Origin of the sequence: Kitasatospora cystarginea, from assembly GCF_039533515.1 — a bacterium.
GTDB lineage: Bacteria > Actinomycetota > Actinomycetes > Streptomycetales > Streptomycetaceae > Kitasatospora > Kitasatospora cystarginea.
Map to the genome: position 1 here is coordinate 165,049 of NZ_BAAATR010000007.1, position 14,477 is coordinate 179,525.

The following is a 14,477-nucleotide window of genomic DNA, read 5'->3' on the forward strand; positions in this document are numbered from 1 at the left end:
TCCGGAATTCATCTTTGCCCTCGACTCCGGGCTCGGTGAGGATTCCGGGGATGGCTTGGCAAGTCCCGTCGACTGGCACCGGTGTGCACCAGGGCAGGAGGACTTCCGTGGCTCCAGCATCGAGGCCCACCCCGCGAACACCGGCACGGCCGGATTCCACCCCGTGCGTCTGCCCCACCGCGGCAACCTGCGCTGCCACCGGAGCGTCGTCCGGGACCGGCCGAGAAGCCGCACGGACCGCCGCCACGAACACATCCGTCCGCACTCCCACTGGCCGTCCCCGCGACCAACTCCCGCCCGCCGTAAGGCTGACCACGTCTGCCCAGGAGAGTGATGCTCACCGCCCCGCCGCCCCGCCATCGTCCCGCTCACACCGCCGCTGCCTGCCTGGTGCTGCACGACGGCCGGCTGCTGCTGCACGACGCCCGCACCGGGCGGGAGACCGAAGCCGAAGCCGAACTGCCGTCGGCCGTCGTCGAGTCAGGGAGCTCCTTCCGCCGGGCCGCGTCCGCCGCGCTGGCGGGCAGGACCCGGTTACGCGCCCCCGCCGAGCACCTCGTCTATCTCGCCGAGCTGTACGCCGAAGGCAACCGCCGCACCGGGGCACCGGCCCGCAACCTGCGGGTGTTCGGCTGGCGGCTCCCCGACCGGGTGGCCGCCGCCGGTGCCGCTCCGGCCGGCTACCGCTGGGTGCCGCTGGACCGGCTCGGCGAGCTCGGCCTCGACCCCGCCGCCTTCGGCCGGCTGCGGTCGCTGGGCACCCGGCTGGCCACCATGGCGGAGGAGCGCCCGCCACCGGCCGCGATCGAGCGCTCGGCGCACCGGCTCATCGGCCCGGTACCCCTGCTGGCCCGCCCCGAGGCTCCGGCCGCCGTGGTCGTCCTCGGGCCGCCCGCGGTCGGCAAGAGCACCCTGCTCGGCCGCTGTGCGGCAGCGGACGGCCGGATCGAGCACGTGCCCGACGTCGTCCCGGTCAACCGGGGCCCGGGACGGGACGACCACCTCACCCGCTATCTGCTCGGAGACAGTTCGGCAGCGTTCTTCTGCCAGTTGGAGACACTGCTGCTGCGCGTCCTGCAGAACCTCAGGACGGGCCAGACCGGGATCCTCGACCAGGACGTGCACAGCTCGCTCGCCTACGCGAAGGCGCTGTACCTCAACGGCGATCTCACCGTCCAGGAGTACGAGGCCTACTACCGCTACCACCATCTGGTCACCGCCATGCTGCCGCCGCCGACCGCCGTGGTGCACCTGACGGCCCGCACCGAGGTGCTCATGCGGCGGCTGCGCCGTCGCGACCGCAGGCTCGAACGATCCTTCACCAGCCGGTACGTCGCGCTCGTCGCTCAGTGCTTCGAGGACGTGGCGGAGGACTTGGCGGCGCGGATACCCGTCCACCGCATCGACGCCTCGGAACTCGGCCCGCAGGAGGTGCTCGACCGGTTCCGCCGCCTACTGCCCGAGCAGCACCCACCGCTTCCCGGGGAGTCACCCGAGTGACCGTTCCGGCGAGCCGAGAACTCCGGACGGCTGCGCCGGGTCCATGAACACCGGCCCCCTGGGGCCGGGTCGCGCCGACCAACTCGTCAGCCCCCGCCCGCCAGGGACGGTTCGCCGCCTGCCCGTCCCGGCCCGGCGTCCCTGCGGCCCGGGCAGGCGTCACCCCCCCGTGCGAACCCGGCCGGTCGGGCCCACCCGTACGCCCCACCACGTTCCGGGGCACCGTCGCCGCCATCTCAGCCGCACCCACCGCCGCAGCCGTCTCCCGCACCCACCGCCGGAGCCGCCACCGCCCCACCGTCCGGCGGACGTCCGCGGGCGGGATTGCGCCCAGCGGGTGACGATGGACACGCAGTGTCCCGAAGCTGAGATAGGCAGGTGCGGGCCATGAGCTCCTCATCCGACTTCCCGTCCGGTACCGACCCGCGTGACGTCCGGCCGCAGAACGCGAACGAGACTCCCGGTACCGGCCCGTTACCGGGCGCGGGCAGGGGCGCGAGTACGGGCGTGGGCGCCGCGGAGCACGACCTCACCCCTGTCGGCGGCACACTGAACGCACTGGCCAACGCCACCTGGCAGGTGATGCTGACCGCTGGTGTGGCAGCCGTCGCGCTCGGCGTGTGCGTCCTGGCGTGGCCGGGTGCCACGCTGTTCGTGGTCGGCATCCTGTTCGGCGTCTACCTGCTGGTCAGCGGTGTGTTCCAGCTGACCGCCGCGTTCGGCCACCATGTGCCGGGCCATCTGCGCGCCCTGCACTTCGTCAGCGGCGCGCTGTTCCTGCTGTTGGGGCTGATCTGCTTCCGCGGCGCGGCGGAGACGATCCTGCTGCTCGCGCTCTGGATCGGCTTCGGCTGGCTGCTGCGCGGGATCATGCTGTCCGCAGCGGCGATCTCCACTCCGGCGATGCCGGCCCGAGGCTGGCAGGTCTTCCTCGGCGTGGTGACCACGATCGCGGGAATCGTGCTGATCGTCTCGCCGTTCCGCTCGATCGCGGCGCTCACCCTGGTGGCGGGTGTCTGGCTGATCGTCCTGGGGCTGATGGAGATCATCCACGCCATCCAACTGCGCTCCCGGACCAAGATGCTGACCGCCGGCGTGCCGGGTGGCGGAACTCCCGGGCTGGGTACGCGTCCGCACCCGCAGACCTAGCAGTGTCGGATGCTCACACCCGCTGACGCAGTGCCGGGTGCCGCCTCGCCCGACCGCGTTGAGGCGGCACCCGGAGCGGGAACAACGAAGGAATGCCAACTCCGCGCGAAACGGTGATCCGAACCGTCCGACGCCGGCTCAGGGAGCCCGTCGTCGTACTGACGGTGCGTGCGACGGTGGCGGCCACGATCTCGTACGCGGTCGCGGTCCGCCTGAGCAGCGAACCGGCTCCGCTGACCGCACCGCTGACCGCCCTGCTCGTGGTTCAGGTCACCCTCTACTCCACCCTGACCACGAGCATCCGCCGGGTGAACTCGGTGGTGGTCGGAGTGCTGATCGCCATCGGCTTCAGCTCCGTGATGGGGCTGTCCTGGTGGAGCCTGGGGCTGATCATCCTGGCCTCCCTGACCATCGGGCACTTCGTGCGGGTCGACGAGTTCGTCCAGGAGGTCGCGATCAGCGCCATGCTGATCCTCGGGGTCACCCGGCTGGCCTCGCAGGCCTGGGACCGGGTGCTGGAGACCCTGATCGGAGCCGGGGTCGGCCTGCTGTTCAACTTCGTGTTCGCGCCCCCGGTATGGGTGGACACGGCGGGCGAGTCGATCGAGGACCTGGCCCGTAGGTCCCGCCATCTGCTGGTGCGGATCTCCGAGGAGCTCAGCGGTCCCACAGCGGTCGAGCGCGCGACCGCACGGCTGCACGAGGCCCGCCGGCTCGACCAGGCCATCGCCGACGTGGACGCCGCGCTGCGCCAGGCGGAGGACAGTCTGCGACTGAACCCGAGGATCAAGGAGGGTCTGCTCTCCCGGCTGGTACTGCGCACCGGGCTGGACACCCTGGAGATCTGCGTGGTCGTGGTGCGGGTGATGGCGCGTTCGCTCACCGACCTGGCCAAGCGCCGCGAGCGGGACGAGGACCTCTTCCCACCGCCGGTGGCACTCGCCCTGGAGGAGCTGCTGGTGCACGTCGGCGGGGCACTGGTGAGCTTCGCCGTCCTGGTGACGACCCAGGTGAGCCACAGCGCCGAGGAGGCGGAGGGACGGCTCGCCGCCGAGCTCTCCGCCGCCCGGGTCAGCCGGGACACCGTGGCCCACATGCTGCTGCGGCAGGTCCAGGAGCACCCGCACGCCTGGCAGCTGCACGGTTCACTGCTGGCCGAGATCGACCGGATCCTGGACGAACTGGACCTGGAACACCGTTCGCGGCGCCTGATGGAGGAACTGGACCGGGCCGCAGTGGCCAACCGCGAGCGGTTCGAGTGGTTGGAGAGGCTGCGCAGCCTCGCCCGCGGGGAGCGGGGCTGAGCACCAGGCCAGTCGGCCGGCGATCCCGGTCCTCAGGGTCCTCAGGCGGCCGCTCGGAGACCACGCCCCCGGTCCTCTGACGGCCTGCTGGGAGGCTGCCGGCCCGACCCTTCAGGCCGCCTGCTGGGAGGCCGCGGCCTCCGGTCGCAGATCGCCGAGGGCGAGCGGGTGCGCGGGGGCGTCGGGCAGGACGATCCGGCGGGTCCGCCGGAGATCCGGTCCGACGTGCAGCAGCTCACCGGAGGCCATCAGGCGCCAGTCGGGGTTCTCGTCCATGCGTTCGCTGGCCACCACCACGGTGTCCGCCGCACGGAGGTCCTCGGAGTGCACGCGCATCCGGCCGGCGGTACCGCTGTGGTCCAGGTGTCGGTTGCCATGCTGTCCGCCGGCGGTCCGGTGCAGCTCGTACAGCTCGTGGGTGTCGGGGTATCGCAGCGCCCAGAGTTCGGTGGGCGTGGTGAGGACCAGGTTGAGCGCGTACAGCGGCAGGTTCCCGGCGATCCAGCGGACCGCCTGCGTGATTCCGGCGGTGATGTCACCGCCGTTCGCCCTGATCTCACGGGTGATCAACGCGAAGACCCGCTCGGAGTCGGTGTCACCGAGGACCAGTGAGCGGTCCTCGCCGAGCCGCTCGTCCAGCCGGTCCAGACCACCGACCACGCCGTTGTGCGCCAACAGCCGCCCGTCCTGCTCGAACGGGTGGGTGTTGCTCGCCAGCAGGCCACCGGTGGAGGCGAAGCGGATGTGGGCGACGAAGGTCGTGGACTCCACCTCCCTCGCCTCCTCTGCGAAGGCGCGGTCCTCGTAGGCGGCGATGGGTTGCTTGTCCACCCGTGGGGTGCCGTCGGCATCGAAGTAGCCCAGGCCGGTCCCGTCGGGGTCGCGGTGGCTCTGGGTGCTCAGGCTGTCGGGAGCGTCCAGCAGCCAGAAGGTGGCGCGGGTGCGCCTCGGGCTGCTGCTCAGGCCGAACAGACGGCACATCTGGTCATCCTCCGCTGGGGGTCGGGCCCACAGCGGTTCCCACGACGACGGCCCGCCACTCCCGACCGCGCGCCTTCACACCCGGACAGTCGCACGACCATGCACCTCTCGCATGTTCGCCTGATCTGGCGGCCAAGCGTCAACTTCCGCTGTTTTCTCGCTCGTTACGCCCACCGGTTCGGCTTGTCGGGCGTAGTTCGGGTCGCTGCCAACAGCCGACTCGACCGCACGCGAACCTGTCCGTCGGCAGCGTCGACCGGCGCCCGGCCGTGGCTCAACACGATCCCAGCGCCCCTCCCCCACCCGTGCGCCGCGCGGTTCCCGAAGCAGACGCGCGCTGGGAGCATGTACTCCCCCGGTGCGCGGCGAGCAGGGTGGCGCGCCGGGCCGCGTATCCGGCGCGCATGCGGCGCAGGTGGCGGTCGAAGCGGCCGGACTCGATCAGCCTGGCCAGGGCGAGCTGGTCGAGCGTGGGTGTGCGGCGGTCGCTCAGGTGCTTCTGCTCGGTGAGCGGTTCGGCGAGAACCGGCGGGCAGAGCATCCAGCCGATCCGCAGGGCGGGGGCGAGTGACTTGCTGATGGTGCCGAGGAAGATGACCCGGTCGGGCGCCAGGCCCTGGAGCGCACCGACGGGTTCGCGGTCGTACCGGAACTCGGCGTCGTAGTCGTCCTCGATGACGATCGCGTCGCGGTCCCTGACCCAGTCGAGCAGCGCCAGTCGCGGCTGCAGGGCAAGAGCGACGCCGGTCGGCCACTGGTGGGCAGGGGTGGCCACGACGGCGCGGGCGCGCGCCCCTCACGCGTCGCCCAGAGCCAGTCCTGGAGCAGGAAGGCGCCCAAGTCCGGTACGCCCCAGCGGAAGTCGGCCACCAGGCGCGGGGCCGCGCCGGACGGCCGGGCCGAAGCGGGCGGAATCGCGGACCCGGCCGCGACCCGGGTGGCGGAGCCGGGGTGGGTCACCAAATAGCCCTCGGCCTGGAGTTGGGCATAGCACTCCTGCACCAGGCCGCGCGAGAGCCCGAGCGTGCGGGCGAGCTCGCGGGAGGACGGCAGCCGTTCGCCGACCTGCAGCCGCCCCATGCGGATCGCGTCCCGTACCCCGTGCTCCAGTTGAGCGCGCAGGGGCCGGCCGCTGGTCCGATCGACGACCAGCAGCAGCTCGGGCGAGGAACCGGACCACTCCAACGGCGCGGAACTGGAGCTTACCGGCGATCCACCCGGCCGCTTAGCGTCTTTGCGTGACCGACACCCTCGACTCGACTCCCCCGGCTCTCGCGCCGCGCCCGCCCCTGGTGACGCGGCCGCTCCTGCTGCGCTTCGTCTTTGTTCTGGGCGCCTCGACCAGCTTCTACCTGCTGCTGTCGGTCGTCCCCGGCTACGCCGCCGACCGGAGCGGGGCGGCGGAACGGCGGGCCTCGCCACCGGCGCACTGATGGCGACGGTCGCGGGCGAGCTCGCGACGCCGGCCCTGAGGCGAACACGGCATCACGCTCGTGTGCACAGGGCTGCGGCTCTTCCACCACTGACCCTCCGACCGCAACCAAGAAGGAAGATGGAGATCACATGCAGCACGTCGTCCGTCCCCACGGAAGTCCACCCGTCAACGGCTACAGCCACGCAGTGGTGTTCACCGGACCGATGGTCGCAGTCTCCGCCCAGGTTCCCGTGGACGCCGAAGGCAGAACCGTCGGCGAATCGGACCCCGCCGCCCAGATTCGACAGGTCTTCACGAACCTGGCCACCGCACTGCAGGCGGCCGGCACTCAACTGCAAGACGTGGTCAAGTTGACCGTCTATCTGACCGATCTGGCCGACCTGGACGACTTTCGCAGGATCCGTGACGAGCATCTGGATCCTGCCCGCCCGCCGGCCTGTTCGTTGGTGCAGGTCGCTGGACTCGTCCACCCGTGCTTCCGCATCGAGATCGACGCCCTCGCCGTCCTGCCTGCCAGCGCGTGAGAACGCAGGCCGCAGCGATCCACCTGCCACCCTCGACCGGCGGTAGCGGTCGAGGGTGGCATCTTCGTCAGGCGGTGCGTCTTCACGACCGAGCACCGTGTCGGTCTGGAAAGCCACGAGGCCGGGCGAGCGCGGCGATCAGGCCCGCCACGCCAGGGTGTGGGGAGGGTGTTCCGCAGTCAGGCGCGGGAGCGGGTCTGCAGGAAGCTGACGCCGGGAGGTTCTTGAGCGCCCGCTCCAGGTTCTGGGAAGCCTTCCATGGCCTTCGCCCTTCAAACACAGGCTCGGCTCCTCCTTGGCCCGCCCCTCCCGGGGCGGGGGTTAAATGACGGAGCTGCAGGCTTCACTTGATATTGCGGACTGGCCGGTCGCACGCCCCCGAAGGACGCTCGTCACTCCACTTCGACGCCGCCCTCTCGAACGACGCCGGGAGTCAGCTACCGGGGACCCTGGCGTCTCCCCAGACCGGACTCACACCGGCTGGCTGCCCTGAGCTTGACGCCCGGTTACATCAGAACCTCCTCTCACCCGCTCGAATGCCCGAGCTGCTGGACGTACGCTTGACGTTTATCCGTTTGTGCTGGTTCGCCGGGGTCTGCTGCCAGGACCCCACCCTGTTCTGGGACGGCGAGGGTCACGGTGTAGTCGAAGCCGCCGCCGTTCTTCACGTCCACGGCCAGTGGCTGCAACGCCGCAGAGGGATTGGCGGGTCCAGAGCGGCAGCCGCCCCGGGATAGTGCGCCAAGATGATGGCTGCGGCATGCGTGCGGTGTTCGGCGTCACTCGTGGCGTAGTTCCGGGCCTGCAGGATGAGCGCCGTCAGCGCCGCGGCTACCAGCAGCACCACGACGACGAGCAGCCACAGGAACACCTGCCCGGCGACACTGCGCACCCTCAGCCGCGAGCACAGCCCGTCCCGGGCGGACCGGCGTTCCCTCGGTCCACCCGGTTTCGTGTCAAGGGCATGGCTTTCCACTCTGTGCATCCAGCCCCACCCCCGCGCATCCGGGTCGTGACTCCTCCACGCTGCCACTCCGCGTGGAGATGTGGATGCCTGAGCCGACGGAGGGCTGGACAGTCCGCCAGGCAGGTCAGCACCCCTGGAGCCGGCGGCCGCCTACACCAGCCGGTCGCCGTAGTACTTCGGATCTCTCGCGAACCCAGACACGCGCCACGGTGTCCCACCGCCGGACCGGCCGGGACGGCTCGCCGTCGAAGCGCTCCACTCGGGAGGCTGTGCACGAACGCGGCGTCCAACTCGCCCAGCCGGTCCGCGATTCGCGGAGGCAGGCCCTGGCGCGGTTTCAGCAGCGCGGACAGCGCGGCCTGGTCGCTGCCGAGGACGCCGCTGAGCGCGGCCTCGCGCAGGGCGACGGCCGCAGCCGAAATGCAACTTCACAGCCGCGGGCCAGGCCGGTGTCGGGGCAGACTACGCGCGGCGAGAGCACCTTCCCGGGCCCCGGGGCGGCGGCGGGTGACGAACACCGGTCCGCGGGTGCGGCCCCGGATCATGAGTGCCAACCGCCACAGGGCGCGGGGGTCCGCCCCGCGGGCAAGCGTGTGCCGGATCCGGCCGAGGGCCGGGCGCCCGGCCAGGACCGCCCGGAACCGCCGGTATTCGCGCAGTGCGCACAGGAGCCGCAGTTCGCCCATGCCGGGCGCGAGCGGGGTCGGCTGGCCGAGTTGGCGGGCACGGTGGGTGTCGAGGAGGTACTGCTGGGTGACGCTCATGGGGGGATCGCATTCTCGGGACGTGGATGTTCGGGCTCCGCGGCTGCCCCGGTGGTCCCCATCCTGCGCCGGTGCGGCACGGAAAGTCGCGCCGATTGACGGCTGCCGTCAAACGACGACGGCGTTGCCGGTGGGCGGGTGCAGCATGGATGCATGAGCGTGCGCATCGACATCGCGGGCTTGCGGCCTGGTGACCTTCACCTGGGGCGGCTTTGGGACGGTGCCGGTCCTACTGGGCTGCCACAGCAGTGAAAGCCGGCAGCAGGTGCTGGGACTCCTCGCATCCGGTGTGCGGGGGCTCGCACGCCACGTGCGAACAGTCCCCGCCGGCCTTGCCCCTCATGACCGGGCACCGCACGCTGACATGTGCCCCGGTGCGCTCCCTGCTTTGTATGGCTCCAAGTCGGTACCTCTCAGGCCGGGCGGTTCGCCCCTACCTGAACCGCAGCGGCGTGTCACAGCGGGTGAACGGCAAGCCGTTCCTCGCCCCGGGCGTGGCCAGCGTGCCGGCCTAGCGGACCGCAGGGACGGACAGTCGAAGGCCGGCCCCCGCCACACGCGGGGGCCGGCCTTCGTCGTGCTCAGTGCGTGGCGCGCACCGCCGAGATCAGTCCGCCGGCGCCCTCGTCCTGCTGCGACGGGGTGAGCACCGGACGCCCGTAGGCCTCGGCGCGCTCACGCAGGGTGAAGGTCTCCGCCTCCCAGCCGAGGCCGTCCAGCCAGCCGACCGGGTCCTCCGGCATCTCCCAGACCCACATCGACGCTGCCGATCCCGGAGCGGCGTCCCCGCGGAAGCGTTCGACCACACCGCGCGAGCCCAGAGTCAGGCCCATCCTGCTGCCTGCAGCGGACAGCGCGCCGACCCGTTCGAGCAGCGACTGCACCGCGTCCTCGGGCAGATAGATCAGCAGTCCCTCGGCGATCCACACCGTCGGCTGCGCCGGATCGTGCCCGGCCGCGGCCAGGGCGCCGGGCCAGTCCTCGCGCAGGTCGACCGGGACGGTGATCCGCTCGCAGCGCGGAACGGCCCGCTCCTGACGCAGCACCGAGGCCTTGAAGCCCAGCGGTTCGGCCGTATCGACCTCGAACAGCCGGGTCCCCGCAGGCCAGTCCATCCGGAAGGCCCTGCTGTCCATCCCGGCTCCGAGCAGTACGACCTGCCGGATGCCGGACGCGACCGCCCGGTCCAGCAGGTCGTCCAGGAACTTCGTCCGGATGACGATCGAGAAGGCCACACCGAGCCAGCGGCGCCGCGCCGCCTCGTCCGCGCGCGGGGGCGGCGGCGTCCCGGGGCCTCTCCCTCCGGCCGTGGCGAAGGCCAGCGCCAGCGGGTCCCGGAACAGTGGCTGCTCGCGTGCCGTCTCCATCGCCCTCACCCGGGCCACGCCCACGGCTGTGGCCCACACCCCGGACGGCTCGACCCGTCCCTCCGCATCAGTCATGCCTTCAGGCTAGCCAGGCCACCGGGGCGTCACACCGGTGCGGTGGGAAACAGCGCTCCGCCGGCCAGGTCCAGCCTGGTGGCGACGACGTCCTCGGGCGGGGGTGAGGTCCAAGTGCCAGTCGCCGAAGCGGTGTACGGTGCGCGTGATCAGCGGGCTGACGGTGGCCAGGTCGTCGGGGTCCACGAGATGGCCCTCGGCGGCGAGGGCGGTGGCGGCATCGGTAATGTCCAGCGCATCTCGAAGCTGACCGGGCAGCCCCGCTGCGGCCGTTGCGACCAGCGCGAGGTGCACTGCACCGTCTGCGGACGCTTCCGCGACATCCACTCCGGCACCGCCGATGCCCCCGTCTGCGGCCCCTGCACGAAGCCGGACACCGAACTCTGGCGCCCCTGCCCGATCTGCGGCGAGGCCGAACGGCTCACCACACCCGGCCCCTGCCGCCGCTGCACGCTCAAGCAGCGGCTCAACGGCCTCCTCACCGACGACACGGGCGCCGTTCCGCCGAAGCTGCAGGCCCTCCATGACGCCCTGGCCGACACCCGGCGGACGGCGACAGCCATGAGCTGGCTCTCGAAAGACATCGTCTCCGCCGTCCTGTCCGACCTGGCCTCCGGCCGGCGTCCCCTGACCCACGAGGCCCTGGACGACCTCCCCGACAGCAAGGTCGTCGAGCACATCCGCAGCGTCCTCGTGGCCGCTGGCGCTCTGCCGCCCCGCGACGAGCAGATGGTCCGCCTCGAACGGCACGTGAAGGACCTCGTCGCCTCCCACGCCACCCCCGAGGGTCGGCAGATCCTGCACCGCTACACGACCGGCGGCGGGGCCGGCGGTGGTGCCCCGCCGCCGCGACGGGCGCTCGCTGCCCCCGGCGTGATGGCCTACGTCCTGCCGGCGGGCAGGTGCAAGCCGCCCGCCACCTGCCCGGACTGCTTCGGCTGGGGCGTGCTGCCCGGCCGCACCTGCAGCGCGTGCCAGAGCTTCCGCCGCACCGAGGAACCGGCCGAGTGCAGCGGATGCCGGCGACTCGTGCGGTTGAAGAAGGGCTACTGCCGTCTGTGCTGGCGCCGTTTCAGCACGGGGCCAGTAGCGACAGCAGGCCGATCTCGGTTCCCGGATCACCGCCGGGGACCAGGCCGGCCGCTCACGGTCGACGGCGGCCTCGATCACGTACTGCTTCAGGGCGTCGAACGAGGTGAACCAGGGCATCGGGGCGCGCTTCTCGGCGTCGTCCTGGCTGCCCTCCACAGCCGTACCGGGGTGTCGTCGGCCTGCGCGGGCCCGACGCCGAGATCCTGGCGGACACCTGTGACAATCGCCGACGGGGAGACCTGACGCACCGACAGCGGACGGGAGCGGTCCGGATGACCGACGAGGAGAAGAGCCCGGTCCCGCCGGGTGACGACGAGCCGCTGTCGCGGTTCGGCTACCGGCAGCAGCTGCGCAGGACCCTGCGGCTGCGAGACCTGGTGGTCTACGGCCTGGTGTTCATGGTGCCGATCGCACCGTTCGCGATCTTCGGCATCGTGTTCGACATCTCCCGGGGCATGGTGGCGCTCACCTACGTCCTCGGACTGGTGGCCATGCTCTTCACCGCCGTCAGCTACCGCGAGATGTCCCGTGCCTTCCCGATCGCCGGCTCCGTCTACTCCTACGCGGCACGCGGACTGCGCCCATGGGCCGGATTCCTCGCCGGCTGGGGCGTGCTGCTCGACTACCTGCTGGTGCCGACACTGCTCTACGTCACGGGCGCCGTGGCGCTGCAGTCGGTGGTGCCCGGTGTGCCGCAGCGCGGGTGGATCGTGTTCTTCGTCGTGTTCAACACCGCGGTGAACCTGCTCGGGATCCGGACCACGGCCCGGATGAACCGGCTCTTCCTGGTCGGCGAACTGGCCGTGCTGACCGCGTTCCTGGTACTGGCGACCGTCGCCGTCGTACGGGGAACCGGCGGCGCGCACTGGAGCCTGGCACCGTTCTACAACCCGGAGGTCTTCTCCGTCGGGCTGGTGTTCTCCGCGCTGTCCGTGGCGGTGCTGTCCTTCCTCGGCTTCGACGCGATCTCCACCCTCGCGGAGGAGGTCAGGGGCGGGAGCAGGATCGTCGGACGGGCCACAGTGCTGTCGCTGTGCCTGGTCGCGGCGCTCTTCGTGGCGCAGACCTACCTGGCGGCGCTGCTGCTGCCCGGCCGCACCGGGCTGCCGGGCGAGGCCGCGCGCAACACCGCGTTCTACGACCTCGCGCGGACCGTCGGCGGCGCCGCCTTCAAGCCGGTCGTGGCGGTCGCCAGCGCACTGGCCGCGGCGGTTGCCAACTCGCTGGTGGCGCAGGCCGCCACGTCCAGACTGCTGTTCTCGATGGCGCGCGACGGTCGGCTGCCGCGCTTCCTGGCCCATGTCGACCAGCGGCGCCAGGTGCCCGACCGGGCCGTGCTGCTGGTGGCGGCGGTCAGTCTGGGACTGGGACTCGCCCTGGTCGGCAGGGTCGGCCTGCTGGCCTCGCTGGTGAACTTCGGTGCCCTGTTCGCCTTCCTGATGCTGCACCTGTCGGTGGTGTCCCACTTCATCGTGCACGGCCGGCAGCGCAGTTACGGCACGCACTTGGTCGTCCCGGTGACCGGTTTCGTGATCATCGCCTATGTGCTCTACCGCGCGGATGTCCATGCCCGGATCGCCGGAGTGTGCTGGCTGGCGCTCGGCGCCGCGATCCTGGCCGTCCGCCGGCTGACCGGCCGTCCGACCGGCCTGCGGCCGGACGCCTGAGCACCGGGTGGGCCGGCCCGCCGGTCCGCGGTGGTCAGCCGCCGAGTGTCCGCTGCAGCAGCTTCTTGTCGGGCTTGCCCACGGACGTCAGCGGGATGGCCGGGACCAGGTGGACGGCCTCCGGCGCGTAGATGCGGCCCTTGCGGGCGGTGACGAACTCGCGCAGCCGGTCCGGATCGGGGTGGTGGCCCGGGGCGGCGACCACGGCGGCGTGGACGTGTTCGGTCGAGTCGTCGGCACGGACGCCGAAGACCGCGCACTGGGCGACGGCCGGGTGGGCGAGCAGCAGTTCCTCGACTTCGGCCGGGTAGACGTGGCCCCCCACCACGATGATCATGTCCTTGCGGCGGTCGACGATGAAGAGGTGGCCCTCGTCGTCGAGGTAGCCGATGTCCCCGGTCCGGACCCAGCCGTCGTGCACCACCTCGGCGGTGAGTTCGGGTTGCTTCCAGTAGCCGCTCATGACGCCTGGCGAGCTGACGTGGATCTCGCCCTCCTGCCCCGGGGGCAGCGGCTCGCCGTCGTCATCCCGGATCTCGATCTCCACGCCCGGTAGCGGGCGGCCGACGGTGATCTGCCCGCCCCGCCCGGTCACCGAGTGCTCGTCCGGACCGACCTCGGTGATCCCCAGCGCCTCCGTCTGGCCGTACAAGCCGTGGAGCACGGGTCCGAAGGCCTCGGCCGCCTGCCCGAGGCGCGCCGGGGACGCCGGGCAGCCGCCGTAGCTGATCCGGCACAGACTGGACAGATCGGTGTCGGGCCGGGCCGGGTGGTCGAGCAGCCGGTAGAGCAGCGGCGGCAGCACCCACAGATGGGTGATCCGTTCACGCTCGATCGCGGCGAGCACGTCACCCGGATCGAAGGCCCACCGCAGGACCACCGACCCACCCTGGAACAGCGTCATGTCGGCGAGCACACCCGCGAGATGGCCGATCGCGGTACACGCCAGGAAGCGGGGTGGGTCGCCCGCTCCGGTGAGCGGCATGGCGATGTTGCGCCGGTACGGGCCGTGGGCCATCCGGATGCCCTTCGGGATCCCGGTGGTGCCGCCGGTGTGGCGGATGCACCAGTCGTCACCGGGGGCGACCGGGACGGCGAACGGCTCCGGCTCGCGGTGCCCGGAGCTCGCCAGGACGTCCTCGCCGAAGGAGCCCGGACCGAGGGTGAGCACGGCGGGGACCTGGACCCGCGGCAGCAGTCCCCCGGCGTCCCGGTACCGGGTGGGGTCGACCAGCAGCATCCTGGTGTCGACGCTGTCGACCACCTGGGCGAGCGTCTCGGGGGCCATGCCGTCGTAGAGGAAGACCACCCGCGCGCCGGCCAGGTTCGCCGCGTAGCGGGCACCGAGGGCCTCGGGGGTGTTGCCGGTGAGCAGCGACACGGTCATGTCCCGGCCGGTCCCCCGGCCGGCCAGCTCGCGCGCCAGCCGGTACACACCGTCGCGGAACTCCCCCGCCCGGATCAACCGGCCGTCGGCGGCGGTCAGCGCCGGGCGGTCGGGGGTACGCGCCAGCACGTCCAGGATCGCTTCGGCGTAGCCGGTGAAGGTCCGGCGGGGTTCGGCGGGTCGGTCGTGGTCCATGGTGCGGCTCCCCTCGGGCGGGTGGATCCGTACGGCGGTGCGCCATCGACGCTATTCGCAACCGTGCGGG

At 71.8% G+C, this 14,477-nt stretch carries 13 protein-coding genes and 2 pseudogenes; 7 read left to right on the forward strand and 8 right to left on the reverse strand.

The genetic code is table 11. The features are described from left to right. Positions 1-333: 333 nt before the first annotated feature. The 3 genes from ABD369_RS10915 to ABD369_RS10925 all read left to right on the forward strand — a co-directional run bounded on the left by ABD369_RS10915 (position 334) and on the right by ABD369_RS10925 (position 3,953). Positions 334-1,500, forward strand: coding sequence for a deoxynucleoside kinase (locus ABD369_RS10915; protein ID WP_344636107.1), 1,167 nt, complete (start codon positions 334-336; stop codon positions 1,498-1,500). A gap of 387 nt (positions 1,501-1,887) precedes the next feature. Next, on the forward strand, positions 1,888-2,649 hold the full coding sequence (locus tag ABD369_RS10920; protein WP_344636108.1) for an HdeD family acid-resistance protein: 762 nt from the start codon (positions 1,888-1,890) through the stop codon (positions 2,647-2,649). A 92-nt stretch (positions 2,650-2,741) separates the two neighbouring features. Next, positions 2,742-3,953: an FUSC family protein gene (locus ABD369_RS10925; protein ID WP_344636109.1), complete on the forward strand. Its 1,212-nt coding sequence runs from the start codon at positions 2,742-2,744 to the stop codon at positions 3,951-3,953. A gap of 111 nt (positions 3,954-4,064) precedes the next feature. Here ABD369_RS10925 and ABD369_RS10930 read toward each other — a convergent pair whose 3' ends face one another. From ABD369_RS10930 to ABD369_RS41090, 3 genes and pseudogenes are all read right to left on the reverse strand, one after another. Further along, positions 4,065-4,934, reverse strand: a complete 870-nt coding sequence (locus ABD369_RS10930) for a class II glutamine amidotransferase (RefSeq protein WP_344636110.1) — start codon at positions 4,932-4,934, stop codon at positions 4,065-4,067. 274 nt (positions 4,935-5,208) lie between these two features. Further along, positions 5,209-5,709 (reverse strand): aminotransferase class I/II-fold pyridoxal phosphate-dependent enzyme, encoded by a 501-nt coding sequence (locus ABD369_RS10935; protein WP_344636111.1) that lies wholly within the window; start codon positions 5,707-5,709, stop codon positions 5,209-5,211. A gap of 215 nt (positions 5,710-5,924) precedes the next feature. Beyond that, positions 5,925-6,014 (reverse strand): annotated as a pseudogene (locus ABD369_RS41090) (hypothetical protein); the annotation flags it as partial. Positions 6,015-6,172: 158 nt separating this feature from the next. Here ABD369_RS41090 and ABD369_RS10940 point away from each other — a divergent pair. Both ABD369_RS10940 and ABD369_RS10945 read left to right on the forward strand, forming a co-directional pair. Then, positions 6,173-6,367 carry a hypothetical protein gene (locus ABD369_RS10940; protein ID WP_344636112.1) on the forward strand — a complete coding sequence of 65 codons (195 nt, stop codon included), beginning with the start codon at positions 6,173-6,175 and terminating at the stop codon, positions 6,365-6,367. Positions 6,368-6,497: 130 nt separating this feature from the next. After that, positions 6,498-6,893, forward strand: a complete 396-nt coding sequence (locus ABD369_RS10945) for a RidA family protein (protein WP_344636113.1) — start codon at positions 6,498-6,500, stop codon at positions 6,891-6,893. Between the two features lie 524 nt (positions 6,894-7,417). On the opposite strand, the gene ABD369_RS10950 is transcribed toward ABD369_RS10945, so the two are convergent. The 4 genes and pseudogenes from ABD369_RS10950 to ABD369_RS10970 form a co-directional block, all read right to left on the reverse strand. After that, positions 7,418-7,567, reverse strand: a complete 150-nt coding sequence (locus ABD369_RS10950) for a hypothetical protein (RefSeq protein WP_344636114.1) — start codon at positions 7,565-7,567, stop codon at positions 7,418-7,420. Then, complete coding sequence (locus ABD369_RS10955) at positions 7,558-7,764, reverse strand: hypothetical protein (protein ID WP_344636115.1); 207 nt, start codon at positions 7,762-7,764, stop codon at positions 7,558-7,560. The genes ABD369_RS10950 and ABD369_RS10955 overlap by 10 nt, the downstream gene beginning before the upstream one ends. A gap of 532 nt (positions 7,765-8,296) precedes the next feature. Continuing rightward, positions 8,297-8,399: pseudogene (locus ABD369_RS10965) on the reverse strand (site-specific integrase); the annotation flags it as partial. A gap of 806 nt (positions 8,400-9,205) precedes the next feature. Next, a complete protein-coding gene (locus ABD369_RS10970; protein WP_344636116.1) occupies positions 9,206-10,066 on the reverse strand; it encodes a class I SAM-dependent methyltransferase in 861 nt (286 codons plus the stop codon). A 114-nt stretch (positions 10,067-10,180) separates the two neighbouring features. Between ABD369_RS10970 and ABD369_RS10975 the strand changes: the two genes are divergently transcribed. Continuing rightward, positions 10,181-11,401 carry a hypothetical protein gene (locus ABD369_RS10975; protein WP_344636117.1) on the forward strand — a complete coding sequence of 407 codons (1,221 nt, stop codon included), beginning with the start codon at positions 10,181-10,183 and terminating at the stop codon, positions 11,399-11,401. A gap of 29 nt (positions 11,402-11,430) precedes the next feature. Then, positions 11,431-12,825, forward strand: coding sequence for an APC family permease (locus ABD369_RS10980; RefSeq protein ID WP_344636118.1), 1,395 nt, complete (start codon positions 11,431-11,433; stop codon positions 12,823-12,825). A gap of 34 nt (positions 12,826-12,859) precedes the next feature. On the opposite strand, the gene ABD369_RS10985 is transcribed toward ABD369_RS10980, so the two are convergent. After that, positions 12,860-14,407: an AMP-binding protein gene (locus tag ABD369_RS10985; RefSeq protein WP_344636119.1), complete on the reverse strand. Its 1,548-nt coding sequence runs from the start codon at positions 14,405-14,407 to the stop codon at positions 12,860-12,862. Between the last annotated feature and the right edge of the window lie 70 nt (positions 14,408-14,477).

What these genes read in the sequence shown, in the direction of transcription:
- ABD369_RS10915 (WP_344636107.1), top strand. Translation starts at nt 334, where the DNA reads ATGCTCACCGCCCCGCCGCCCCGCCATCGTCCCGCTCACACCGCCGCT.
- ABD369_RS10920 (WP_344636108.1), top strand. Translation starts at nt 1,888, where the DNA reads ATGAGCTCCTCATCCGACTTCCCGTCCGGTACCGACCCGCGTGACGTC.
- ABD369_RS10925 (WP_344636109.1), top strand. Translation starts at nt 2,742, where the DNA reads ATGCCAACTCCGCGCGAAACGGTGATCCGAACCGTCCGACGCCGGCTC.
- ABD369_RS10930 (WP_344636110.1), bottom strand. Translation starts at nt 4,934, where the DNA reads ATGTGCCGTCTGTTCGGCCTGAGCAGCAGCCCGAGGCGCACCCGCGCC.
- ABD369_RS10945 (WP_344636113.1), top strand. Translation starts at nt 6,498, where the DNA reads ATGCAGCACGTCGTCCGTCCCCACGGAAGTCCACCCGTCAACGGCTAC.
- ABD369_RS10970 (WP_344636116.1), bottom strand. Translation starts at nt 10,066, where the DNA reads ATGACTGATGCGGAGGGACGGGTCGAGCCGTCCGGGGTGTGGGCCACA.
- ABD369_RS10980 (WP_344636118.1), top strand. Translation starts at nt 11,431, where the DNA reads ATGACCGACGAGGAGAAGAGCCCGGTCCCGCCGGGTGACGACGAGCCG.
- ABD369_RS10985 (WP_344636119.1), bottom strand. Translation starts at nt 14,407, where the DNA reads ATGGACCACGACCGACCCGCCGAACCCCGCCGGACCTTCACCGGCTAC.